Origin of the sequence: Streptomyces xylophagus, assembly GCF_000716435.1 — a bacterium.
GTDB lineage: Bacteria > Actinomycetota > Actinomycetes > Streptomycetales > Streptomycetaceae > Streptomyces > Streptomyces xylophagus.
Genome location: NZ_JNWO01000024.1, coordinates 1 through 24,562 on the forward strand (window position 1 = coordinate 1; position 24,562 = coordinate 24,562).

Genomic DNA, 24,562 nt, shown 5'->3' on the forward strand with positions numbered 1-24,562 from the left:
CGCCAAGGACCGGGACCCCGAGTGGTTCAAACGCGCCGTCTTCTACGAGGTCCTGGTCCGCTCCTTCCAGGACAGCAACGGCGACGGCATCGGTGACCTGAAGGGCATCACCGCCAAACTCGACTACCTCCAGTGGCTCGGCGTCGACTGCCTCTGGCTGCCCCCCTTCTTCAAATCCCCCCTCCGCGACGGCGGTTACGACGTCTCCGACTACACCGCCGTCCTCCCCGAATTCGGGGATCTCGCGGACTTCGTCGAGTTCGTCGACTCCGCCCACCAGCGGGGCATGCGCGTCATCATCGACTTCGTCATGAACCACACCAGCGACCAGCACCCGTGGTTCCAGGAATCCAGAAAAGACCCCGACGGGCCGTACGGCGACTACTACATGTGGGCCGACGACGACAAGCAGTACCCCGACGCCCGCATCATCTTCGTCGACACCGAAGCCTCCAACTGGACCTTCGACCCCGTCCGCAAGCAGTACTACTGGCACCGCTTCTTCTCCCACCAACCGGACCTCAACTACGAGAACCCGGCCGTGCAGGAAGAGATCATCTCGGCGCTGAAGTTCTGGCTGGACCTGGGCATCGACGGCTTCCGTCTCGACGCGGTCCCGTACCTGTTCGCGGCCGAGGGCACCAACTGCGAAAACCTTCCGGCAACCCATGAGTTCCTGCGGCGGGTGCGGAAGGAGATCGACGCGCAGTACCCCGACACGGTGGTGCTGGCCGAGGCGAACCAGTGGCCCGAGGACGTCGTCGACTACTTCGGCGACTACCAGAGCGGCGGCGACGAATGCCACATGGCATTCCACTTCCCCGCCCCTCCTGGACAACGACCGCAACCAGATCGAGCTGTTCACGGCCCTGCTCCTGTCCCTCCCCGGTTCGCCGATCCTCTACTACGGCGACGAGATCGGCATGGGCGACAACATCTGGCTCGGCGACCGCGACGCCGTCCGCACGCCGATGCAGTGGACACCGGATCGCAACGCAGGTTTTTCGTCCTGTGACCCCGGCCGGCTGTCGCTGCCGACCATCATGGACCCCGTCTACGGCTACCAGGTCACCAACGTCGAGGCGTCGATGTCGTCGCCCTCCTCGAACTGTTCGGCGGGGTGCGCTTTCCGGCCGTAGGAGAGCTGCCGTACTTGCTGACGCTGGCGGGGCACGGCTTCTACTGGTTCCGGCTCCGGAAGGAAGCCGCCTAGCGCTCGGCCCTGCGGGGCGGGGCGGTTTCGGTTTCCCTCGCCCCGCCCGGGGCACGCAACAGTGACACCCCGACCACCCCCCGGGGAAAGGAATGTGACACCTATGGCGGAGACTGTCACAATTTCCGGCCGGACCAGCCCCGGTCCGGGCCTCCTCGCGTCGCTCGACCCCCTCCTGCGGGAGTGGCTGCCGAGGCAACGGTGGTTCGCGGGCAAAGGGCGTCCCGTCACCGGTTTCTCGCTGGTGGCGGCGACGGAGCTGCTTCCGGTGGACGGTCCGCTGGGCCTCTACCACCTGCTGGTCCGCGCCCATCAGTCACCCGCTCCCGGCGACTGCTACCAGCTCCTCATAGGCGTGCGCGAGGCGCTGCCGCCCCGGCTCGCGCCCGCGCTGATCGGACATGTGGAGGAGGGCCCGCTCGCCGGACACACGGTGTACGAGGCCCTGCACGACCCCCGGCCCGCCGAGGTGCTCCTGGAGGCCCTGCGCACCCGGGCCCGCATCGGCGGGCTGCGCTTCGAACGGGCCCCGGGCGGCCTGGACATCGGGACCGGTCTGGCACCGCGCCTGATGACCTCCGAGCAGTCCAACTCGTCCGTCGTCTACGGCGATACGTTCATCCTGAAGCTGCTGCGCCGCATAGTGCCCGGCACCAACCCCGACCTGGAACTCCCGCTGGCCCTCGCCCTGGAGGGCTGCCCCCGGGTGCCCGCGCCGACGGCGTGGCTGCGAGCGGAGTTCGCCGACGAACCGTACGTCCTCGGTGTGCTCCAGCCCTTCGTGCAGGGCGCGACCGACGGCTGGGAACTGGCCCTGCGCGAGCTGGCCAAGGGCGAGGACTTCGGCGCGGAGGCGCGGGCGCTGGGCCGGGCGACGGCGGAGGTCCACGTGGCGCTGGCGCGAGCACTGCCGACCATGACCCTGGGCCACGTCCAACTGCAACACCTGGTGGCGGGCATGACCGACCGCCTCGACGCGGCGGCCCAAGCGGTACCGGCCCTGCGTCCCTACGCCCCCGGCCTGCACTCGGCGTTCTCGGCACTGGCCGACCTCGCGGCCGAGGGCCACACCTGGACCGCCCAGCGCATCCACGGCGACCTGCACCTCGGCCAGTGTCTGCACTCGCCCTCCGGGGAGTGGTCGCTGATCGACTTCGAGGGCGAACCCTCCAGGCCCCTCGCGGAACGCCGTATGCCCCAGCCTCCGGTACGGGACATCGCGGGGATGCTCCGTTCCTTCGACTACGCGGCCCACTCGGCGACCCCGCCGGCACCGGGCTGGGCGCGGACGTGCCGGGCTGCGTACTGCTCCGGGTACGCGGAGATCACCGGCGTGGACCCGCGCACGGACCCCGTCCTCCTCCGCGCGTACGAAACGGACAAGGCGATCTACGAAGTCCTCTACGAGGCCCGCCACCGCCCCGACTGGCTCCCGGTCCCCCTGTCCGCGGTACGCCGCCTGGCCAACCCCACGGCCTGACCCACCCCACCCGCACCTCGCCCAGGAGGCTCCGCCCGTGACCCCGCGCCCCCCGTCCAAAGAGAAGACGGCCGAGGAAAAGAGCAAGACCGGCCGGCAGCCGAAGGCCCCCAAAGAGAAGGAGGGCCGCGCTGCGAAGAAGGCCGGGGACACGGGGGCGACGGCTGAGAAGCCGACAACGAAAAAAGCCAAGGCCAAAGCCAAGAAGAAGACCAAGAACAAGAAAGTTGCGGCAGAGAAGGTCGCGGCAGGGACGGGCACTGTGAGGAAATCCGTGACGAAGAAGGCCGCCGCGAAGAAGAGTGCCGCGAAGAAGAACGCGGCCAAGAAGACGTCCGCGGCCGAGGAACAGGGCAGGCGGAAGACGGTGACGGTCGACATGGGCACGGATACGGGCACGGACGCGGACACAGGCACGGGTGCGGGCACGGACACGGGCACGGACGCGGGCACGGACGCGGACGCGGGCACGGGCACGGACGCGGACGCGGGCACGGACGCGGACGCGGGCACGGGCACGGGTGCGGGCACGGGTGCGGGCACGGACGCGGGCACGGGCACGGACGCGGGTGCGGGTGCGGGTGCGGGCACGGACGCGGGGGCAGCCGCTCCCGCACCGGAGAGCAAGCCCTCCACCCCCGAACCAGTCCCCACCCCCGAACCGGTCATCGCCCCGGAGCCGGTCATCGCCCCGGAGTCGGCCACGCCACTGTCGCCGCCCACCGCACCGGCCCCGGACCCGACTCCGACCGACGCCCCGGAGCTGGCCACGCCCGCAACCCCGCCCACCGCACCGGCTGCGGCTCCGGCTCCGGCTCCGGCTCCGGCTCCGGCTCCGGCCACGCTGCCGGCCTCGGCCGACGCCCCGGAGTCGCCCACGCCACCGAACCCGCCCATACCGCCGACCTCGTCCGACGCCCCGAAGGCGCCCACCTCGCCCACCCCGCCCACCGCACCGGCACCACCCACACCCACGCCCCCGGACATCGCCGTCTCCCCCGCCCTGGACGCCACCGACCGCGACCGTCTCCTCCACGGCACCCATCACGCCCCGCACTCCGTGCTCGGCGCCCATCCGGTCCCCGGCGGGGTCGCGTTCCGGGTGTTGCGGCCGTTCGCGCTCGGAGTGACCGTCGTGGCCGGGCAGTTGAGGGCGGAGTTGCACGACGACGGGGACGGGTTCTTCTCGGGGCTGCTCCCCCTGCAGGGCGTGCCGGAGTACCGGCTCGACGTGGCCTACGACGGCACCGTGCAGGAGGTCGAGGACCCGTATCGCTTCCTGCCCGCGCTCGGTGATCTGGACCTGTATCTGATCGGTGAGGGCCGGCACGAGGAGTTGTGGCAGGCGCTCGGGGCGCGGACGATGACGCATCAGGGGGTCGCCGGTACCCGGTTCACCGTGTGGGCGCCGGACGCCCAGGGTGTCCGCCTCGCCGGTACCTTCAACTTCTGGGACGGGACGGGCGCCCCGCTGCGCTCGCTCGGCGCCACCGGTGTCTGGGAACTGTTCGTACCGGGTGTCGGCGAGGGCGAGCTGTACAAGTTCGAGATCACCCGGCCCGACGGTTCGAAGACGATGCGCGCCGACCCGATGGCCCGCCACACCGAGGTCCCGCCCGCCACCTCGTCGATCGTGACGGCCTCGCACTACGAGTGGGGCGACGCGGAATGGATCGCCCAGCGCGCCGAAGTCCCGGCCCATGAAGCGGCGTTCTCGGTCTACGAGATCCACCTCGCCTCCTGGCGCCCGGGATTGACGTACCGTCAGCTGGCCGAACAACTCCCCGCCTACGTCAAGGACCTGGGCTTCACGCACGTCGAGATGATGCCGGTCGCCGAGCACCCCTTCGGCGGCTCGTGGGGCTACCAGGTCACCGGCTTCTACGCGCCGACCTCCCGCCTCGGCACCCCTGACGACTTCAAGTTCCTGGTAGACGCCCTGCACCAGGCCGGTATCGGCGTCCTCATGGACTGGGTGCCGGCCCACTTCCCGCGCGACGACTGGGCGTTGGCCGAGTTCGACGGCCGCCCCCTGTACGAGCACGCGGACCCGCTCCGCGCCGCGCACCCCGACTGGGGCACCCTGGAGTTCGACTTCGGCCGCCGCGAGGTCCGCAACTTCCTTGTGGCGAACGCCGTCTACTGGTGCCAGGAGTTCCACATCGACGGCCTGCGCGTCGACGCGGTCGCCTCGATGCTCTACCTCGACTACTCACGCGAGCCGGGCCAGTGGACCCCGAACGAGCACGGCGGCCGGGAGAACCTCGACGCCGTCGCCTTCCTCCAGGAGATGAACGCGACCGTGTACCGCAGGGTGCCCGGTGTCGTGACCATCGCCGAGGAGTCCACCGCCTGGGACGGCGTCACACGTGCCACGCACCACATCGGCCCCGGCGGATTCGGCGGCCTGGGCTTCGGGTTGAAGTGGAACATGGGCTGGATGCACGACTCGCTCGACTACATGTCGCACGAGCCCGTCCACCGCAAGCACCACCACGGCGAGATGACGTTCTCCATGGTCTACGCCTACAGCGAGAACTACGTCCTCCCGATCTCCCACGACGAAGTAGTCCACGGCAAGCGCTCATTGGTGTCGAAGATGCCCGGCGACTGGTGGCAACAACGCGCCAACCTCCGCGCCTACCTCGCCTTCATGTGGGCTCACCCCGGCAAGCAACTCCTCTTCATGGGCCAGGAGTTCGCCCAGGGCGCGGAGTGGTCGGAAACCCACGGCCCGGACTGGTGGCTCCTGGACCCGGCGTACGGCGCGGAGGCGGACCACCGGGGCGTACGCGACCTCGTCCGCGACCTCAACACGGTGTACCGCCACACCCCCGCCCTCTGGCAGCTCGACACCTCCCCCGCCGGCTTCCAGTGGATCACCGGCGACGCCGCCGAGGACAACGTCTTCGCCTTCCTCCGCTACGACACCGACGGCTCCCCCCTCCTCGCCGTCAGCAACTTCTCCCCCGTGGTCCGCCACGACTACCGCCTCGGCACCCCCGACGACATCCCCGCCTGGCATGAGACCCTCAACACCGACACCGCGGTCTACGGCGGCAGCGACGTCACCAACCCCGACCCCATCAAGCCCGAACCCCAACCGTGGCACGGCCGCCCGGCGAGCATCCAACTGACGTTGCCGCCCTTGGCGACGGTCTGGCTGCGCCCGGCGTAGCAGCCGCGACTTCACAACACCGGACACTGTCAGCCCGTCCGGCGTTTGAGGACGAGGCCCCTTCAGGGCCGAAGCGGGGGTCTGGGGGCGCAGCCCCCAGCACCGCCCACACCAACACCGCCCAGCATCACAACGCCCCCGCTCCGGCCAAGCTCACCGGCAACACCCCCGTGTACAGCACCCCCAACCGCTGAGTCGCCCGAGTCAACGCCACGTACAAATCACTCGTCCCGTACCGCCCCGGCTCGACGACCAACACTGAGTCGAACTCCAACCCCTTGGCCTGCCGCGGGGTGAGAAGAACAACGCTCTGCGTCAGATCAGGCTCGGCACCGGCCGTCACGCCATCCAGCCGCGCGGCCAACCGACGATGCAGGTCACGCGGCGCAATAACAGCCAACCGCCCCTCCGCAGGGGCAAGTTCACCCACGGCCTTGGCCACCGCACCCGGCAGATCATCAGTCGCCCGCACCCAAGGCCGCACGCCAGTGGCCCGCACCGAACTCGGCGGTTCGAAGTCGGGCTTCTCGGCGCGGACAACAGCCGCCGCGAGGTCCATGATCTCGGCAGGGGTGCGGTAGTTGACGCCGAGGCGGGTGTGGTCGAAGCGGTCCTCGACATAGGGGGCGAGGATCTCCGCCCAGGAACCGACGCCCGCCGGCTCGGCGGTCTGCGCCGGGTCACCGACCAGCGTCATCGACCGCGTAGGACTCCGCCGCATCAGCAACCGCCAGGCCATGGGCGAGAGTTCCTGCGCCTCGTCGACGATGATGTGCCCGAACGCCCAGGTCCGGTCAGCCGCCGCGCGCTCGGCCGCACTCCGGTGATCCTCCTCCTCATGCCGCTCCGCGAAGCGCTCCGCGTCGATGATGTCGTGCGCGGACAGCACCTCGGACCCCTCGGGGTCGTCCTCCTCCTTGTCCTCAAACTCGTACGTCCGGGAGGCGAAGGACACGTCCAACACCCCCTGCGCGAAGGACACTTGCTCCTCCCGCTCACGCTCGGCCCGGGCCCGCCGCACCCGGTCGTCCCGCCCCAGGAGCTCCGCGGCCTCGTCCAGCAGCGGTACGTCCGACACGGTCCACTCGCGCGTCACCGGCCGGCGGATGGCGTCCGCGTCGTCGTCGGAGACGTAGCCCACGGGGTCGGCGAGGAAGTCCGCGACGAGGTACTGCGGGGTCAGGCGCGGCCACAACTGGTCGATGGCGGCCCAGACTTCGGGGTTCTCGGCGAGTTCGTCGCGGATCTGGGTGATGTCGCTCGGGTCCAACAAATTGCTGCCGTCGAACGGATCAGTCCCGATGCGTTCGGCGACCATCTCCGTGAGCGTGTTGAGGATGTGGCCCTCGAAGTGCTCGCGGGCCTCGTTGTGCGGGAGCCGGGCCTCGCGGGTGCGGTCGCGGGCCATCCGTACCAGGCCGTCGTCGAGCATGAGGATCTCGCGGTCGTGCTCGATCGCGATCACGGGGTCGGGCAGGGACTGCCAGTCGCGTACGACGGCGGCGAGGACGTCGGCCATGTCGGCGCGGCCCTTCACAGCGGCCGCCGCCCGGCTGTCGGTGGCCGTCGCCTTCACCCCGGGGAACAACTCGCCGACGGTCGCGAGGAGTACGCCGGTCTCGCCGAGGGAGGGCAGCACCTCGCCGATGTAGCCGAGGAACGCGGGGTTCGGGCCGACGATGAGGACGGCGCGCTTGGCGAGCAACTCCCGGTGTTCGTACAGGAGGTACGCCGCCCGGTGCAGCGCGACGGCGGTCTTGCCGGTGCCGGGGCCGCCCTCGACGACGAGAACTCCGCGGTGGGGCGCCCGGATGATCTCGTCCTGTTCGGCCTGGATGGTCTGCACGATGTCGTTCATCCGGCCGGTGCGCGCGGAGTTGAGCGCCGCGAGCAGGACGGCGTCACCGCTCGGGTCCTCGTGGCCGGTGCGGGTGACATCGCCGAGGTCGAGGATCTCGTCGTGCAGGGCGGTGACCTGACGGCCGTCGGTGGTGAGGTGCCGGCGGCGGCGCAGCCCCATCGGGGTGTGGCCGGTGGCCAGGTAGAAGGGGCGGGCGACGCCGGCGCGCCAGTCGATCAGGATCGGCGTGAGGTCGGCGTCGTCGGAGCGGATGCCGATGCGGCCGATGTGGTGGCTGACGCCGGAGGCCAGGTCGATGCGGCCGAAGCAGAGCGAGCCGTCCACGGCGTTCAGCGCGGCGAGCAGCGCCGAGCGCTCGGCGACCAGGATGTCCCGCTCCAGCCGCGCCTGCCGGGGCGTGTTGCTCTGCCCGAGCGCGTCCGTGACGGAGTCCTCGGTGGCACCGCGCAGCACGTCCACGCGTGCGTACAGACCGTCGATGAATTCCTGCTCACCGTGAATTTCATCGCTGTTTGACAATTCCACTCCCGGACATATATACTGTGCTCACTGAGCCTCTTTGCGACTCAATTCCCGTGAAGTCGCGAACCATTGAATATACGCAAAGAAATCCCCCGAGCGCAATTGCTCGGGGGATTTCTTTGCGTATCGGGCGGGCTCACAGCACGTCGGAGAGCTCCTCCAGCAGCCGGCGCTTGGGCCGGGCCCCCACCATGGCCTTCACCGGCTCACCGCCCCGGAAGACCATGAACGTGGGCATCGAGAGGACCTTGTAGGCGTTCGTGGTCTCCGGATTCTGGTCCACGTTCAACTGCACCACTTTCAGCCGATCCGCCTCCTCGGCGGCAAGGGCACGCAGCACCGGCCCCATCTGTCGGCACGGAGGACACCAGTCCGCCGTGAACTCGACCAGCACCGGCAACTCCGCTCCGATAACCTCCGCCGCGAAATTCTCGTCGGTCACGTCCATCACCTGCGTCACATCGATCACAGCTCGTTCCCTCCCAGTTCGCACAACGGTGGTGGCTCCTCGACCGTCGCCAGCCGCACCCCGATCTCCGCCCGCACCGCCTGCAACTCCCCGATCAGGGAATCCAGTTCGGCCAGCTTCCGCCGGTAGACCGCGAGCGACGCCGGGCACGAGTCGCCCTCCGGGTGCCCGGCCCGCAGACACTCCACGAAGGGCCGCGTCTCCTCCAGGTCGAACCCGAAGTCCTGCAACGTCCTGATCTGCCGCAGCAGCTTCAGATCGCCCTCGTCGTACGTCCGGTACCCGTTGCCGCCCCGCCGCGCGGGCAGCAGCCCCCGTGACTCGTAGTACCGCAACGCCCGCGTCGTGGTCCCGGCCCGCGCGGCCAGCTCGCCGATTCGCATGTCTACGACGGTAATCCTTGACGTCGGCGTCAGGGCAACAGCGGTTTCCGCTCCACCGGCGAGGTCAGCACGATGGACGTCGTGGTCCGGCCGAGCGCGGAGACCGCTTCGAGGACCTCCTCCAGGTGGACGGTGTCCCTGACGGCGACCTTGAGGATCCAGCAGTCCTCGCCGACGACATGGTGCACCTCGGTGATCTCGGGCCGCTCGATCAGCTCCAGGGTCCGGGGGTGCTTCAGGGTGTAGCCGCCGTGCGGGTCGACCCGGATGAACGCCTGGATGCCGTAGCCGAGCCGGCCGGGGACGACATGGGCGCCGTAGCCGCTGATCACGCCCGCGGTCTCCAGCCGACGGACCCGCTCGGTGACCGCCGCCGGGCTCAGCCGGACCTGTCGCCCGAGCTCGCTGAGCTTGATCCGGCCGTCGGTCTGGAGGAGGTGGAGGATCTGCCGGTCCAGTGCGTCGAAGGCCACCGGTGTTTCGTCGGCGACGGCTCGTGGATGCCGTGGTTCTTTCGGTGCTGCGGCCCGAACTCCCATGTCTCCCCCTTCAGATCCTGCGGATACGCCCGAAGAATTATGGACATGGAAAAGGCACGGGACGTACTGGTCATCGGCGGCAACCGCTACTTCGGCAAGCGGCTGATCGCACGGCTGCTGGCCGCCGGGGACCGGGTCACGGTCCTCAACCGCGGTTCGTCGGCGCCGCCCGCCGGGGTGGTGCACCTGATCGCCGACCGCGACGACGAGGACGCGCTGCGCGCCGCTCTCGGCCCGCGCACCTTCGACGTCGTCGTCGACCAGGTCTGCTACACCCCGCGCCAGGCGGCGATCGCCCGCCGCGTCTTCGCCGGCCGCACCGGCCGCTATGTGATGACGTCGACCGTCGAGGTGTACGAGTACGAGGACTCGCCAACACTGGTGAGCGAGGCGGCCGTCGATCCGCTCAGCGTGCGCGTCGACCTCGAACTCCCCTGGGACGAGCCGGAGTTCCTCGACGCGCACTATGGCGAGGGCAAGCGCCAGGCGGAGGCGGTCTTCGCTGCGCCCGAACCGGAGTTGCCGTACGTGGCGGTCCGCGTGGCCCATGTCCTGGGCGGCGCCGACGACTTCACCGGCCGCCTCCAGCACTACGCCGACCGTATCCGCGCGGGCGAGCCCATCGCCGTACCGGCCAATAACCACCCGGCGACGTACATCCACGTGGACGAGATCGCCGACTTCCTCTTCTGGACGGTCGGCCAGAACTTCACCGGCCCGGTCAACGCGGCCTCCCACGGCATGCTGACCACCGAGGAGTTGTGCGAGGCGATCGCCGCGCACATCCCGTCCGGCAGAACGGTCCTCCGCACGGTGGAGTTGGGCGAGACCTCCCCGTTCTCCTTCACGCGCGGCTATGGCATGGACAACTCCCGCGCGGAGAAGCTCGGTTACCCCTTCGGGGACGTACGACGATGGCTGCCGCAGGCGGCGGGACAGCGGGCCCCGATAGGGGCGCGGGGAACTGCGCGACCAGCCCCCACCGACCCGCGGCCAAAGAACGACCGCTCCACCAAAACTCAACGGTCCTCGCTATCCAACTCCCCCTCACCCACCCGAACCCCCAACAACCGACGCGTCAACTGATCCCGGTCGGACAGCAGTTCATCAAGAGCCGCACGAAGATCGCCGGGTTCCGTACGTACCGCTTCCCTCTCGGCAGAGATCAGCACAGCCCGCCGCACCAGCTCCTTCGTGAAGGACGCCGTCGTCCCCTCCGTCCGTGACACCACCTCCTCTGCGACCTCCTCACCAAGGTCGAGCCCGGCGCCGTAGAGATCCAGGAGACGGCCGCGCCCCTCGGCGTCCGGGAGGGGGATCTCCACGGCGAGGTCGACGCGGCCGGGGCGCTGGATCAGGGCCGGTTCGAGGAGGTCGGCGCGGTTGGTGGTGAGGAGGAAGGCCACGTCGGCGTCGTCGCCGAGGCCGTCCATCTCGTTGAGGACCTGGAAGAGCAGGGGCTGTTCGCCGCTGCCGTGGTCGCGGGCCTCGGCGATCAGGTCGCAGTCCTCCAGGACGACGAGCGCGGGCTGGAGCATCCGGGCCAGGGCACAGGCGGGGCCGATGGCGTCGATGCTCGTGCCGGAGAGGACGACGACCGTGAACTGCGGGAGGTGGGAGAGGAGATAGCGGATCGTGTGGGTCTTGCCGGTGCCGGGCGGGCCGTAGAGGAGGAGGCCGCGGCGCAAGTGCTGGCCGGCGGCGCGGAGTTGTTCGCGGCGGCGGGCCACGCCGACGACCTGGCGTTCGACGCGTTCCAGGAGGCCCTCGGGGAGGACGATGTCGTCGCGGGTGAGAGTGGGGCGGCGGTGGAAGCGGAACGGGCCGAGGCCGTGGCCGAACTCGGAGCCCTCGAAGGAGAGCACCTGGCCGCGGAAGATGTTGTGCTCGCGGACCAGGACATCGATCTCGGCGAGCAGGCGGTCCGCGAACTCCTTGTCCCGCGCGAGGACTTCGAGCTCGACCTTGTCGCGCCCGTACTCGTCGGCCGGGCCGCGCAGCAGCACCGCGAACCGGTCCTCGCCCTCCGCGCCGAGGTAGAACCCGCAGGAGACACAGGCGAGTTCGGCGTCGGGCGAGACCGGCAGCTGCGCGTAGTCGACGGCGCCGATCGTGAACCGGTCGTGGCGGTCGGCGGCTTCGAGGATGTCGCCGAGGGTGAGATCGCTCCGGTTCTGCGCACCGCGCATGCCGATCAGTTCGTACGAACGCCCTTCCCCGGCGAACCAACTCTCCAGCGCGAGATGCACGTTCGGGAGGTCGTACGGCGGATACGCGGCCTTGACGACGGGCCGGTCGCCGGGGGCGGTGCCGAGGTGTTCGCGGAGGCGTCCGGTGAGGTTGCGAGCGGGGTCCTGGTCCTTGGACCTGGGCCGGGCGACCGCGGTGAGGAACTCCTGGAACAGGATGCCGATCTGCTCCATCGACAGGGGCGAGGGCTCACGTCCCGCGCCGAACCTGCGCTCGTACTCCGCCGAGCTGACGATCTCCAATCCGCCCGGTTCATCCATGTCCGCCTCCATAGTCCCGATGTGTCGGACCAGGGTGTCAGACCATGACGCCCGCGGACGTCTCCACTTCCAGCAGGGACGCGCTCTCGCGTTCCTCGTCGAAGGCCTTCCGCCCGCCGCGCAGGCCGAACAGCCGCTTGGCGAGGGCGATGTAGAGGACGGCGAGGATGTTGAGGACGAGGGTGGCGATCTTCAACCAGCTGATGTGTTCGGTGAGTTCGTAGATCTCCAGCGGCAGGAACGCGGCGGTGGCGACCACCGTCAGATACTCCGCCCAGCGCTTGGCGTACCAGAGGCCGCCGGCCTCGACGAGTTCGATCAGCGCGTACGCCAGCAGCAGTACGGCGACCAGGACCAGCGTGGAGTGCTTGTAGCCGAAGGTCTTCTGGATGGAGCCGACGATCGGCGAGTGGTCGAGGTCGTAGTGGAAGTGCTTGAAGACGGGCCGGAAGACGTTGAGGTAGTCGTCGAAGAGCTTGCGCACCGAGTCCTGGCTGTTGCTGAACTTCCACACGGCGGCGGCGACCAGCACGATGAACACCCCGCGCACGGCCCGCTCGATCGCCAGGAACCGCAGGATGAACAGATCCCGCAGCACCTTCCCGCGCGGTACCAGCGGGGCGTGCTCGGCGGGTCCGGAACCGTGCGGATCGCCCAGCACGAAGTCGCCGCAGCGCAGACAGCGCCAGGCCGTACCGAACTTGGTCTCGACGCGCAGCCGTTCCCGCAGCGCCGTCTCGTCGGGCGCGTAGGTCACATGCCCGTGCCGTGCGCAGTGCCGCCGGTCCCAGTCGATCTTCATGCCCATGGCCCCCGTGACTCCCACCGAACGCGAACGTGCCGTGCCGGAGGATTCCGGCACGGCACGGCACGCTAGTGCATCCGCGTGACGGCCGGCCTCAAGGGGCCGGACCGACGGGTGACGCGAGGTGGACCGGGCGGCTGAGCGACGGGGGGACACCCAGCCGCCCGGAGTCCGTGGGGCGTCCGGACCTTGTTCAGGTGGGTCCGGCCGCCCCGCTTCGGGGGGGGGCGCTCAGGCCTTGGCGAGTTCCTTCTCGCCGCCCTGCTCGGGCACGCCGTCGAGGTGCTCGTCGCCGTCCTTCTCGTCGAGCAACGTCTTCTCGTCGAAGGGCAGTTCACCCGCGAGGACCCGGTTCACCCGCTCCTTGTCGACCTCGCCGGTCCAGGTGCCGATGAGCAGCGTGGCGACGGCGTTGCCGGCGAAGTTGGTGACGGCGCGGGCCTCGCTCATGAAGCGGTCGATGCCGATGATCAGGCCGACGCCGTCGACCAGGGCGGGCTTGTGCGACTGCAGACCACTGGCCAGTACGGCGATACCGGAGCCGGAGACACCGGCCGCGCCCTTGGAGGCGACCATCATGAAGAGCAGCAGACCGATCTGCTGGCCGATGTTCATCGGCTGGTCCATGGCGTCGGCGATGAACAGCGAGGCCATGGTCAGGTAGATCATCGTGCCGTCGAGGTTGAAGGAGTAACCGGTCGGCACGGTGATGCCGACGACCGGGCGGCTGACACCCAGGTGCTCCATCTTCGCGATGAGCCGCGGCAGCGCGGACTCGGACGAGGAGGTGGAGACGATCAGCAGGAACTCCCGGCCGAGGTACTTCAGCAGCTGGAAGAGGCTGACCTTGGCGACCAGCTTGGTCAGCGTGCCGAGCACGACCACGATGAACAGGAAACAGGTGACGTAGAAGCCGAGCATGATCGTGCCGAGCGCCTTGAGCGCGTCCATGCCGGTCTCGCCGATCACCGCGGCCATCGCGCCGAAGGCACCGACGGGCGCCGCCCACATGATCATGCCGAGGATGCGGAAGACCAGCTTCTGGATGTACTCGACACCGCGCAGCACCGGCTCGCCGGTCCGGCCCATGGCCTGCAGCGCGAAGCCGGTGAGCAGCGCGATCAGCAGCGTCTGGAGGACCTGGCCCTCGGTGAAGGACGACACGAAGGTGGTCGGGATGATCCCGAGCAGGAAGTCGACCGGGCCCTCGGCGGCCGACTTGGCCTGCTCGTGTCCGACGCCCTTCACGGCCTCGGTCAGGTGCATCCCGCTGCCCGGGTGGATGATGTTGCCGACGACCAGGCCGATGGCCAGCGCCACGAAGGACATCGTGATGAAGTAGCCGAGCGCGAGTCCGCCGACCTTGCCGACCTGCGCGGCCTTCCGTACGGAGCCGACGCCCAGCACGATCGTGCAGAAGATGATCGGCGAGATCATCATCTTGATCAGCGAGACGAAGCCCGTACCGAGCGGCTTCAGCTCCTTGGCGAAGTCCGGCGCGATGAACCCGACGGCGATACCGAGGGCGACCGCGATGATCACCGCGATGTAGAGGTAGTGGGTGCGGTCCCGCTTCGCGGCGGGTGCTGCGGGTGCGGCAGATGCGGGCGTGCTGGCCACGGCTGCCCTCCTTGACGACGTCGTCGGCATCATCCGGCGTGCGGCTCACGACCGGCGGAACCCGGGCTGCGAGTGCGGCTCACGTCCGGGAAGATCCCGGAGATGGGGCTCCCAGGGGGTTGCGGTGACTATCTCCCGGCTTGTGAGGCCGGTCACCCTTCCGTTCATTTAGTTCACGCCATGTCTGAGAGGCACACTGACGGCATGCGCTTCCCGCACGTCCCCCGCCCCCGCAGCCTCGCCGGTCAGCTCTTCGGCATGCAGGCCGTGCTGATAGCGGTCGTCGTCGCCGGGTACGCGCTGTTCACCTACGTCAGCGACCGCAGCCAGGCCGAGGACGCGGCCGGCCGCCAGGCCACGGCGGTGGCCCGCTCGGTCGCTGACTCCCCGTCGGTGGTCGCGGCGATCGGTACGTCCGACCCCACCGCGCACCTGGAGACGTACTCCCTGCGCGTCCAGCGGGACACCCAGGTCGACTTCGTCACGATCATGAACCCGAAGGGCATCCGCTGGACCCACCCGGACAGGAACCAGATCGGCAAGAAGTTCCTCGGCCACATCGAGCCCGCCCTCAGGGGCGAGTCCTTCACCGAGACCTACACCGGTACGCTCGGCGCGTCCGTCCGCGCGGTCACCCCCGTCTACGACACCGGGCACACCCGGATCATCGGCCTGGTCAGCGCCGGCATCCGGGTCGAGGCGATCACCCAGCGGGTGCAGGACCAGGTGACGGCCCTGATCGGCGTCGCGGCCGGCGCCCTGGCACTGGGTGCCGTAGGGACGTATGTCATCAACGCCCGCCTCCGCCGCCACACCCACAACATGAACGCGACCGAGCTGAGCCACATGCACGACTACCACCAGGCCGCGCTGCACGCGGTGCGGGAAGGGCTGCTGATGCTCGACGGACAGTACCGGGTGGCACTCATGAACGACGGCGGACGCGAGCTGCTGGGAGTGACGGGTGACGTGGTGGGCCGCTCGGTGGCCGACCTAGGCCTGCCAGCACCACTGACGGGGGCGCTGCTGTCGTCGGAGGAACGGGTGGACGAGGTACATCTGACGGCGTCACGAGTGCTGGTGGTGAACACGTCCCCGGTGTCGGGCGGCGAACGCCGAGGAACGGTGGTGACGTTGCGAGACGTCACCGAACTCCAGTCTCTGATGGGCGAGTTGGACTCGGAGCGGGGCTTCACGCAGGCGCTGCGCTCGCAGGCGCACGAGGCGGCGAACCGCCTCCACACGGTCGTCTCCCTGATCGAGCTGGGGCGGGCGGAGGAGGCGGTGGACTTCGCGACGGCCGAACTGGAGCTGGCCCAGACCCTGACCGACCAGGTCGTCTCGGCGGTCAACGAGCCCGTACTGGCGGCCCTGTTGCTGGGCAAGACGGCCCAATCGAACGAGCGGGGCGTCGAGTTGGTGGTGTCCGAGGACAGCGGCCTGGACGACGGCCTGCTGCCGGATTCCTTGCCCGCGCGGGACTTGGTGACCATCCTCGGGAACCTGATCGACAACGCGGTGGACGCGGCGCAGGGCAGCCTGCGGGCGCGGGTCACGGTGACGGCGCGCACGGCGGGCGGCGCGGGGGCGAGTGGCTCCGCGTTGGTGCTGCGGGTGGCGGATACGGGGGCGGGGGTGGATCCGGCCCACGCGGAGGCGGTGTTCCAGCGGGGCTTCTCGACGAAGCCGGCGGGGCCGGGCGGGCGAGGGCTGGGGCTGGCGTTGGTCCGGCAGGCGGTGAACCGGCATGAGGGGACGTTGACGGTGGCTGAGGCGGAGGGGGGCGGGGCGGTGTTCGAGGTGCGGTTGCCTTTGTGGGGCAAGGACTCCGGTGCGGCTGGTGTAACTGGTGCGGCCGTTTCCACTGGCGATGACGCATGACCGCCGACCCGATCCGCGTCCTCATCGTGGAGGACGATCCCGTCGCCGCCGACGCGCACGTGATGTACGTGGGCCGGGTGCCGGGGTTCGTGGCGGTGGGCAAGGCGCACACGGGGGCGGAGGCGCGGCGGGCGCTGGAGCGCACGCAGGTGGATCTGCTGTTGCTGGATCTGCACCTGCCGGACGCGCACGGGCTGCAACTCGCGCGGTCGTTGCGGGCGGCCGGGTATCACGCGGACGTCATCGCGGTGACGTCGGCGCGGGATCTGGCCGTGGTGCGGGAGGGCGTGTCGCTGGGGGTCGTCCAATACGTCCTGAAGCCGTTCACCTTCGCCACGCTGCGGGACCGGCTGGTGCGGTACGCCGAGTTCCGCGCGGCGGCCGGCGAGGCGAGCGGCCAGGACGAGGTCGACCGGGCGCTGGCCGCCTTGCGCGCGCCGTCGCCCGCGGCGCTGCCGAAGGGGCTGAGTGCGCCGACGTTGGAGAAGGTGACTGTCGCTCTACGGGACTGCGGGGACGGGCTTACCGCGGCAGGGGTGGCTGAGGCGGTGGGAATTTCCCGGATCACGGCTCGGCGGTATCTGGAGCATCTGGTGGAGGCGGGGAGGGCTGCGCGGAGTCCGCAGTACGGGACTGTGGGGCGGCCTGAGTTGCAGTATCGGTGGGTCAAGGGGTGAGTGGGGGGTCGTCGAGGGCTGCGGCACGGGTGCGGGCTTCGGCGGCATGGTCCCTGGCGTGGACACGAGTGAAGGCATCTGCGGCCAGAAGGTAGGCGGTACACGCCTGGACGGGGTCGTGAGCAGTCTCATGGGCCAGAGCCAGGTTGTTGAGAGTCACCCCCACACCGAACCAGTCCTCGAACTCCCGGCAGATCTCCAGGTCTTTTCCATACGCCTCAACCGCCTCATCCACCAGACCCGCCTTCCGCAGGACATTGCCCAGGTTGTTCCAGGCCATGCCCTCGCCGCGACGGTCTCCAGCGGCCCGGAACACGTCCCGGGCCCGGTTGTGGGCCTCGATCGCCTTCCCCACCCGACCCTCCCTGCTCAGGGCGTTGCCCAGGCTGCCCCACGCCATTCCCTCACCGATCGGGTCTTCCGAGTCCCGAAACAGGTCCCGGCACCGGCTGTACGCCTCAATCGCCTCCTTCACCCGCTCCGCCGCCAGCAGGGCGTTGCCGAGGCTGCCCCACGCTGCGGCCTCACCCTTGAGTTCTCCGGCGGCCCGGAACAGGTCGCGGACGCCCATGTGCGCCTCGATCGCCTCCTCCGCCTGGCCCGCATCCAGCAGGGCCATCCCGAGGTTGCCCCACGCCATGGCCTCACTCCGCCGGTTCCCGGTACGGTGGGCAGCCTCCCGCGCGGCCTCTGAGATGCCGATCAGGTCGTCGACATACCGCCGCCAGTGCAGGTACTCCGCCAGATGCAGGGCCAGCAGCACCGCGGTCTCCGCGAACCGCTCCTCCCGCACCCACCCCACCGCCGCCACCAGCCCGGCCCGCTCTCTGTCCAACCACGTCAACGCCTGCCCAGGATCCGCGAATCGCTCCGGCTCCGGGTTTCCCGGCAGCCACCGCAACCGGTCATCAGCCTCACCCGCCCACTGGCAGTAGAACTCCAGTACCCGCTCCCTCGCTCCCTCGCCCTCCTTCTGCGACCCAGCATCCCGCGCCACCACAGCCGCCCCGAACGCGCGCACCAGGTCATGCACCCGCCACCATCCACGCCCGCTGCCCCGCTCAACAAGGTGTGCACGGGCCAAGGCCTTCAGGTCCCGCACCGGAGGTGCCTCCGCACCGACCACTGCAGCGACGACCTCGTCGCTCACCTCAGGTCCCGGCGTCAGGGCAAGAAGGCGCAGCAGCCGAGCCTGTTCCGGCGGCAGCCGGCGGTACGAGAGGTCGAAGGCGGCACGGACATTGCGCTCGCCGTCGTCCAGGTGGTCGAGGCGATTGCGGGACTCGGTCAGCTCCACCACAAGTTCGGCAACCGGCATACCCGGGTCCTCCGCCAGCAGGGCAGCCGCGATCTGCAGGGCGAGCGGCAAATGCCCGCAGAGGGCCGCAAGTTGCTCGGCAGCGTCAAGGTCGGCGACGACCCGCGTGTCATGCGGGTCAGCAATCCGCAGGGCACGGTCAAGAAGTTCGCACGCTTCCTCCCGCGTAAGCTGCGCCAACGGAACGAGCCGCGCTCCCAGTTGAGGCAGCCGGTCCCTGGACGTGACCAGGACATGGTGTCGGGCATCCCCCGGGAGCAAGGGCCGTACCTGATCCGGCGACGACGCGTTGTCGGCCAGGACAAGCACCGCACCGCACTCCCGCGCACGTCCCGCCAACATCGAGCGGTACAGCGCCACGCGCTCGTCCGCCGTACCGGGGATGTGCTCAGGCTGAGTGCCGAGCGCGCGCAGCAGTGCCTGGAGCGCCCGGTCAGAGGTGACAGGCTCCTCGTCGTACCCATGCAGGTCGATGAAGAGCACCCCGCCCGGGAACCAACCCCGCTCGCAGGCGAGATGCGCCGTTTCGACAGCGAGCGCGGTCTTGCCGATCCCGCCGAGCCCCGACACTGCGGCGACAAGAACCGCCGGCGAATCCGACTCCGCTGCCCGGTCCGGGTCCAACGCCCCCAACAACGCCGCCGTCTCCTCCTCCCGGCCGGTGAATCCACCCGGCCGCGGAGGCAGCCCGGCCAGCGCCTCGGGTACGGCAGCCCCACCCTGCTGAATCACGATCTGTACGCCCACCACCTCGCGCAGAAAGACCCCGCCTCGGAAGTCGGTGTGGTCGCCGTCGTACCAGGAGGACGTCTCCCTGCCTGGCTCAAACCGCTCCATGGCCCGCGCGACGAGACCGGCACCCTGCGGATCGGCGGCGAGCAGGCCGGCCAAGGCCTCGCCCCACTCCCGCACCGCATCCCGCCACGCCGGATCCTTCGCCGCCTCGGCGATCTTCCGAGCGGACGCCCCGGCCTCCAGCCCCACCACCCGAGCGAGTTCCACAACCGCCCGGCGTCCGCCGTCCCCACCCGCACCCTCGGCCAGAGCCGCCAGCAGCGCTTCCATCTGCCAGTCCCACCGTTCCCTACCAGGTCCTTGCGACCCGCCACCCATACATCAACGGTAGGGCGTCAGGCGGGAGTTCACGTAGCCTTCGCATACCAGACGACCTGCCAGGCCAGCCCCGCCACGGCGAGCGTCTCCAGCAGCGAGATGGCGACGAGCAGCCCGCTCTGCCCGTCCACCCAGAACACGACGAGCGCGGCCAGTGGCACCGCACAGAACGCCGTCAGGTCCACCACTATCTGAACGGCCTTCCGCGAACCTCGCCGCCTGTCCCCCCGATGCGCGGTCTCCCACCCAAACGCCTGGAACCCGCCGCCCGGTTGGGCAAGCGCGGCGAGCTGCGGTCCCAGATCGTCACGCACGTACGAACCGATCGCCGAGATCTTCTGGTCGTTCATGAGATAGGTCCACCCGAGCACGACACACACCGGCGGCAACGCCAGCAGCATCGACGCCTGCTTGGCCTGCGCGGCGGCGGCGATGACGGCGGCCACGACGCCCAACGTGACGTAGAGCAGGTTGTCCCGGAACCCGATCCGCGCCTTCTGCTCGTCCTTGATGCTCTGGTACTCGGCGAGCAGCAGCTGCCCTACCGTTACGTCGTGTTCCGGCACTCGATTCCCTTCCCCCGCAGTACCTTATGAGTGTGCCGGAGCCGCATCCCATCGTCCTCGTCCTGACCGCACTCCCTCTCGAATACGCCGCTGTCCGCGCGTACGTCGAGGACCGGCAGGAACTCGTCCACACCGACGGAACCCGAGTCGAACAAGGCCAACTCGCCGACACCGCATGGCAAGTCGCCATCAGTGAGCTGGGCGTAGGCGCCGACCGGGCCGCTGCTCTCACCACCCAGCTCATCAACTGGCTGCATCCACAAGCCGTGTTGTTCGTCGGTGTCGCCGGCAGCCTGAAGGACGACGTCGAGATCGGCGACGTTGTCGTAGGAACGCAGGTGTACGAGATCTACGGCGGGAAGCAGGAACCCCAGGGGTTCCTGGTCCGGCCTAAGGCCCTGCCGGGTTCGCACGCGCTCGAACAGGCGGCCCGTTCCGCGGTACGGGACATGGCCGACGTACGGGCACACTTCATGCCGATCGCGACGGGCGATGTGGTCCTGGCGGACGCCGAGTCGGAGATCGCCCGGTTCATCCGCAGCAACTACAACGACGCCGGCGCGATCGAGATGGAGGGCTTCGGGGCACTCCAAGCGGCCCATCTGAGCGGCCAGTTGAACGCCCTGGTCATCCGGGGCATCAGCGACCGCGCCGACGGCGACAAGCGCAACGCCGACGCCTCGGGTTCACAGCAACGGGCAGCCAAGCAGGCGGCGTTGGTGACGGTCGCGCTACTCCGCAAGCACCGTCCGCGCGAGGGTTCCGACAGCTCCGAGGAGGAGCCCCATCGGGGTGGCGACCGAGGGGGCTACGGAGCGACGTACGGCGGAGACCACATCGACTTCCGGGGCGGGACCTTTCACGGGCCGGTCGTCGGCAAGAGGGTGGACGGGCGAGGGTAGGGGTACGACTCACGGGCCCGTTCCTCGCGCGAGCGCGACACTGCCGCCACGGCCGCTCGGTTTCACCGGGCGCTCGGCCGAACTGGACCGCCTGCTCCCCCACTTGGCCCCCGCCACGGACGACACGTCCACCCTCCCGCTCCTCATCTTCGCCGTCACCGGCATGGGCGGCATCGGCAAGACCGCGCTGGCAGTGGAGGCGGCGCATCGGGCGCGGGCACAGGGTTGGTTTCCCGGTGGCACCTTGTTCGTGGACCTTCGGGGATATGACGACGATCCGGTTACTGCTGATCAGGCTGTGCTGGCCCTCCTGGACGCGCTGGGATTGCAGGGCCAGGACCTGCCCCCGACGACGGAGCGGCAGTACGACACATACCGCGCACTTCTCGCCGAGCGGCAGGAGCGGATGCTGCTGATCCTCGACAACGCGTCGGCCCCGTCACAGTACGTGCCGTTGCTGCCGGGAACGGATCTTCACCGGGTGGTCATCACGTCCAGGGACCGGCCGGACGCGCTCCCGGTACGGCTCATCGACCTCGAAGCGCTTGCCCCAGCGGATGCCACGGCGCTGCTGGAGCGCGCGTTGCACTTCACCGACGAACGCGACGAGCGGCCTGCGCGAGAACCTCACGCACTGCGTGAACTGACCGAACTCTGCGGTCACTTGCCGCTGGCCCTGCAAATCGCCGCGGGCATGCTGCGTCGCCGGCGTCATCGGGACATCGCCTCTCTGGTGGCCGAGATCCGGCAGGCTGGAGACGCGGCCGCGGTTCTCGACCACGGCAGCCCCGGCTCGGACGTCGACGGCCGGTCGCTCGTCCTGCGTCCCGTACTGGAGACGTCGTACCGCCGACTGGCCTCCGACCGGGCCCGGTTGCTGCGTCTGCTGTGCCTGGCTCCAGGGGCGGAGACCGGTACGGAGGCGATCACGGCACTGGCCGACCTCCCCGTGGAGACTGTGCTGTCTCTGCTGGACGACCTGGCCGCCGCGTGTCTCGTCACGCCGGTGCGGACCGTGGACGGGCGGGCTTCCGCGATGCGGTGGCGGGTGCATGATCTGGTGCGGGCGTTCGGGGCGCGGGTCGTGGCGGCGGACGCGGAGTTGAGCGAGGAGGGGGGCGCTGCGCGGGAGCGGATGATGAGGTTCTACCACCGGTGGGCGGATGCCGCCGATGACAGGTTGCGCTGGCTGCCGGGAAGAGCAGAGCCGGAGCGGTTCGGCGACCGCGGGCAGGCGTTGGCATGGATGGACGCGGAGCGGGCCGCTCTGGTGGCGGTGGTGGGGTGGGCACGGGAGGAACGGTTCGCGGACACTGCGGTGGAACTGGCTCTGTGCCTGGCCGAATACCTCGACTGGCGGCGGTACTTCGACGACTGGATCTCTGTGGCGGGAACCGCTCAAGAAGCCGCCCATCGGGCCGGGGACGAGTTGAGCGAGGCCATAGCGTGGGACACACTCGGCCTCGCACTGAGGGAGGCGGGCCGGGCGACGGTAGTGATCGAGGCGCACAGTCACGCCCGCGACCTGTACCGGGCCACCGGAGACCGCCATCGCGAGGCCGGGGCATGGATCAACCTGGGCAACGCCCTGCGCGAGGCGGACAATTCGGAGGAGGCAATCGACGCGTACACCTGGGCCCGCGACCTGTACCAGGCCACCGGCGACCGCCTCGGCGAAGCCAGGGCATGGGACAACTACGGCGTGTCCCTGCGAGAGGCCGGCCGGACGGAAGAGGCCATCCATGCTCATGCTCGCGCCGGCGACCTGCACCAGGAGACCGGGGACAACCGTGGCACGGCCATGGCGTGGAACAACCTCGGCAATGCCCTGCTGGCGGTGGGGCGGATCGAGGAGGCCATCGAGGCGTACGGCAACTCGCTCGACCTCTGCGGGCAACTGGAGGACTGGTACAACGAGGGGTTGGCCCTCTACAACCTGGCCTTGGCCCACAAGACCGCCCGCCGCCCGGCCGAGGCCCGCACCACCTACCTCAAGTCCGCCGCCGCCTACACCCGAGCCAACGCCCCTGACAAAGCCGCTCTCGCCCAATCCCGCGCAGACGCATTGACCTGACTAGACCACTCCACTTACCTTCACCGGGCAGCCATCCGCCCAGGCCACGAAGAAGTGAGCCGTAGGAGGTCGTGCCCGTGCGCCCCGCCGCCGTCACGCTCGCAGCCATCTCAGCCCTAGCCCTCGCCGCAACCACCCTCACCGCCTGCGGCAGTGGCTCCGGCAGCAGCCCCGACACCGTCAAGATCTCCTTCAAGCAGTCGACGGACAACTCCATCAAGGTGATGGACACCTACCTCGCCGACATGAAGAAGCAGTTCGAGAAGCAGTACCCCGGCAAGAAGGTCGAGCTCGTCCCGATCAAGGCCCCGGACTCGGAGTACTACACCAAGCTCCAGCAGATGCTCCGCTCCCCGAAGACGGCCCCGGACCTGGTCTACGAGGACACATTCCTCATCAACAGCGACATCACGTCCGGGTATCTCAAGCCCCTCGACGCTTACCTCGACAAGTGGCCGGACTGGAACCAGTTCATCGACACGGCGAAGTCCGCCGCCAAGGCCGAGGACGGCAAGACGTACGGCGTCCCCGACGGCACGGACACCCGCGGCCTCTGGTTCGACAAGGGGATCTTCAAGAAGGCGGGCCTGCCCGCGAATTGGCAGCCGAAGACGTGGGACGACGTCCTCGCCGCGGCCCGCACGATCAAACAGAAGGTCCCGAACGTCACCCCCCTCAACGTCTACACCGGCAAACCGGCCGGCGAGGCCGCGACGATGCAGGGCTTCGAGATGCTGCTCTACGGCACCAACGACGGCTCCACGGACCCCCTTTACGACAAGTCGTCGAAGAAGTGGATCGCCGGCAGCCAGGGTTTCAAGGACGCACTCTCCTTCGTCCACACGGTCTACAAGGAGAAGCTCGGCCCGGACGTGTCCGACGCCCTCGACCCCAACATCCAGACGTACGTGGCAGGTGAACTCCTCCCCAAGGGCAAGCTCGGCATCGCGCTCGATGGATCGTGGCTGCCGCAGGCCTGGTTGAAGGGCAGCGGTCATGAATGGCCGCAGTGGTCACAGGAGTTGGGGCTCGCGTACATGCCGACTCAGCAGGGTCAGGCCCCCGGCAAGGTGAGCATGTCCGGCGGCTGGACCTGGGCGATCCCCTCCAAGGCCGGCAACCCCGACCTCGCCTTCGACTTCATCAAGACGATGCAGACGAAGGCGAACGCGGAGAAGTGGTACATCGCCAACTCCGGTATCTCGGTGCGGAAAGACGTCGCCGCCGACCCCGCCTACACGACCGCCCAGCCCGGCATCAAGTTCTTCACGGACCTGGTGGCGAGCACGCACTACCGCCCCGCCTACCCCGCGTACCCGAAGGTGTCCACCGCCATCCAGGAGGCGATGGAGGGCGTGACGACCGGCGACATGTCGGTGGACAAGGCGGCGAGTTCGTACGACGACGAACTCAAGTCGGCCACGGACAACCAGGTCACCGAGAAATGAGCG

17 protein-coding genes and 1 pseudogene are annotated in these 24,562 nt (G+C 69.3%); 9 read left to right on the forward strand and 9 right to left on the reverse strand.

Features of this window, described 5'->3' with window-relative positions; all coding sequences use genetic code 11:
• The 3 genes and pseudogenes from OO70_RS39480 to glgB form a co-directional block, all read left to right on the forward strand.
• Window positions 1-1,213: pseudogene (locus OO70_RS39480) on the forward strand (alpha-amylase family glycosyl hydrolase); the annotation flags it as partial.
• 103 nt (window positions 1,214-1,316) lie between these two features.
• Entirely contained in the window at window positions 1,317-2,693 is a 1,377-nt protein-coding gene (locus OO70_RS39485) for a maltokinase N-terminal cap-like domain-containing protein (protein WP_199827499.1), read from the forward strand.
• 379 nt (window positions 2,694-3,072) lie between these two features.
• Entirely contained in the window at window positions 3,073-5,871 is a 2,799-nt protein-coding gene (glgB, locus tag OO70_RS39500; protein ID WP_407702871.1) for a 1,4-alpha-glucan branching enzyme, read from the forward strand.
• Window positions 5,872-5,998: 127 nt separating this feature from the next.
• Here the strand turns inward: glgB and OO70_RS39505 are convergent, their stop codons facing one another.
• The 4 genes from OO70_RS39505 to OO70_RS39520 form a co-directional block, all read right to left on the reverse strand.
• Window positions 5,999-8,233: a HelD family protein gene (locus tag OO70_RS39505; RefSeq protein ID WP_106971843.1), complete on the reverse strand. Its 2,235-nt coding sequence runs from the start codon at window positions 8,231-8,233 to the stop codon at window positions 5,999-6,001.
• 157 nt (window positions 8,234-8,390) lie between these two features.
• Window positions 8,391-8,705, reverse strand: a complete 315-nt coding sequence (gene trxA / locus OO70_RS39510; protein ID WP_043683157.1) for a thioredoxin — start codon at window positions 8,703-8,705, stop codon at window positions 8,391-8,393.
• Window positions 8,706-8,719: 14 nt separating this feature from the next.
• Window positions 8,720-9,106 carry a MerR family transcriptional regulator gene (locus OO70_RS39515; RefSeq protein ID WP_043682910.1) on the reverse strand — a complete coding sequence of 129 codons (387 nt, stop codon included), beginning with the start codon at window positions 9,104-9,106 and terminating at the stop codon, window positions 8,720-8,722.
• Between the two features lie 29 nt (window positions 9,107-9,135).
• Window positions 9,136-9,579, reverse strand: coding sequence for an Lrp/AsnC family transcriptional regulator (locus OO70_RS39520; RefSeq protein WP_043682913.1), 444 nt, complete (start codon window positions 9,577-9,579; stop codon window positions 9,136-9,138).
• Window positions 9,580-9,690: 111 nt separating this feature from the next.
• Between OO70_RS39520 and OO70_RS39525 the strand changes: the two genes are divergently transcribed.
• Entirely contained in the window at window positions 9,691-10,731 is a 1,041-nt protein-coding gene (locus OO70_RS39525) for an NAD-dependent epimerase/dehydratase family protein (RefSeq protein WP_234337043.1), read from the forward strand.
• Here the strand turns inward: OO70_RS39525 and OO70_RS39530 are convergent.
• The 3 genes from OO70_RS39530 to OO70_RS39540 all read right to left on the reverse strand — a co-directional run bounded on the left by OO70_RS39530 (window position 10,665) and on the right by OO70_RS39540 (window position 14,613).
• Window positions 10,665-12,155 (reverse strand): AAA family ATPase, encoded by a 1,491-nt coding sequence (locus OO70_RS39530; protein WP_043682916.1) that lies wholly within the window; start codon window positions 12,153-12,155, stop codon window positions 10,665-10,667. The genes OO70_RS39525 and OO70_RS39530 overlap by 67 nt on opposite strands.
• Before the next feature lie 37 nt (window positions 12,156-12,192).
• The gene (locus OO70_RS39535; protein WP_043683162.1) at window positions 12,193-12,957 is read right to left on the reverse strand and encodes a DUF2127 domain-containing protein; all 765 of its coding nucleotides are present in this window, start codon (window positions 12,955-12,957) and stop codon (window positions 12,193-12,195) included.
• 234 nt (window positions 12,958-13,191) lie between these two features.
• Complete coding sequence (locus OO70_RS39540; protein ID WP_051742045.1) at window positions 13,192-14,613, reverse strand: cation:dicarboxylate symporter family transporter; 1,422 nt, start codon at window positions 14,611-14,613, stop codon at window positions 13,192-13,194.
• 171 nt (window positions 14,614-14,784) lie between these two features.
• Between OO70_RS39540 and OO70_RS39545 the strand changes: the two genes are divergently transcribed.
• Together OO70_RS39545 and OO70_RS39550 are read left to right on the forward strand one after the other, a co-directional pair.
• Window positions 14,785-16,461, forward strand: coding sequence for a sensor histidine kinase (locus OO70_RS39545; RefSeq protein ID WP_043682923.1), 1,677 nt, complete (start codon window positions 14,785-14,787; stop codon window positions 16,459-16,461).
• Entirely contained in the window at window positions 16,458-17,138 is a 681-nt protein-coding gene (locus OO70_RS39550; RefSeq protein ID WP_043682926.1) for a response regulator, read from the forward strand. The genes OO70_RS39545 and OO70_RS39550 overlap by 4 nt, the downstream gene beginning before the upstream one ends.
• Here OO70_RS39550 and OO70_RS39555 read toward each other — a convergent pair.
• Together OO70_RS39555 and OO70_RS39560 are read right to left on the reverse strand one after the other, a co-directional pair.
• Complete coding sequence (locus tag OO70_RS39555) at window positions 17,128-19,521, reverse strand: tetratricopeptide repeat protein (RefSeq protein ID WP_043682929.1); 2,394 nt, start codon at window positions 19,519-19,521, stop codon at window positions 17,128-17,130. The genes OO70_RS39550 and OO70_RS39555 overlap by 11 nt on opposite strands.
• A 77-nt stretch (window positions 19,522-19,598) precedes the next feature.
• A complete protein-coding gene (locus tag OO70_RS39560) occupies window positions 19,599-20,135 on the reverse strand; it encodes a hypothetical protein (protein WP_043682933.1) in 537 nt (178 codons plus the stop codon).
• 32 nt (window positions 20,136-20,167) lie between these two features.
• Here OO70_RS39560 and OO70_RS39565 point away from each other — a divergent pair, with 32 nt between their 5' ends.
• The 3 genes from OO70_RS39565 to OO70_RS39575 all read left to right on the forward strand — a co-directional run bounded on the left by OO70_RS39565 (window position 20,168) and on the right by OO70_RS39575 (window position 24,559).
• Window positions 20,168-21,037: a 5'-methylthioadenosine/S-adenosylhomocysteine nucleosidase family protein gene (locus OO70_RS39565; protein WP_407702869.1), complete on the forward strand. Its 870-nt coding sequence runs from the start codon at window positions 20,168-20,170 to the stop codon at window positions 21,035-21,037.
• Between the two features lie 163 nt (window positions 21,038-21,200).
• Window positions 21,201-23,111 (forward strand): tetratricopeptide repeat protein, encoded by a 1,911-nt coding sequence (locus tag OO70_RS39570; RefSeq protein WP_043683165.1) that lies wholly within the window; start codon window positions 21,201-21,203, stop codon window positions 23,109-23,111.
• Window positions 23,112-23,182: 71 nt separating this feature from the next.
• Complete coding sequence (locus tag OO70_RS39575; protein ID WP_407702870.1) at window positions 23,183-24,559, forward strand: extracellular solute-binding protein; 1,377 nt, start codon at window positions 23,183-23,185, stop codon at window positions 24,557-24,559.
• Window positions 24,560-24,562: the final 3 nt, after the last annotated feature.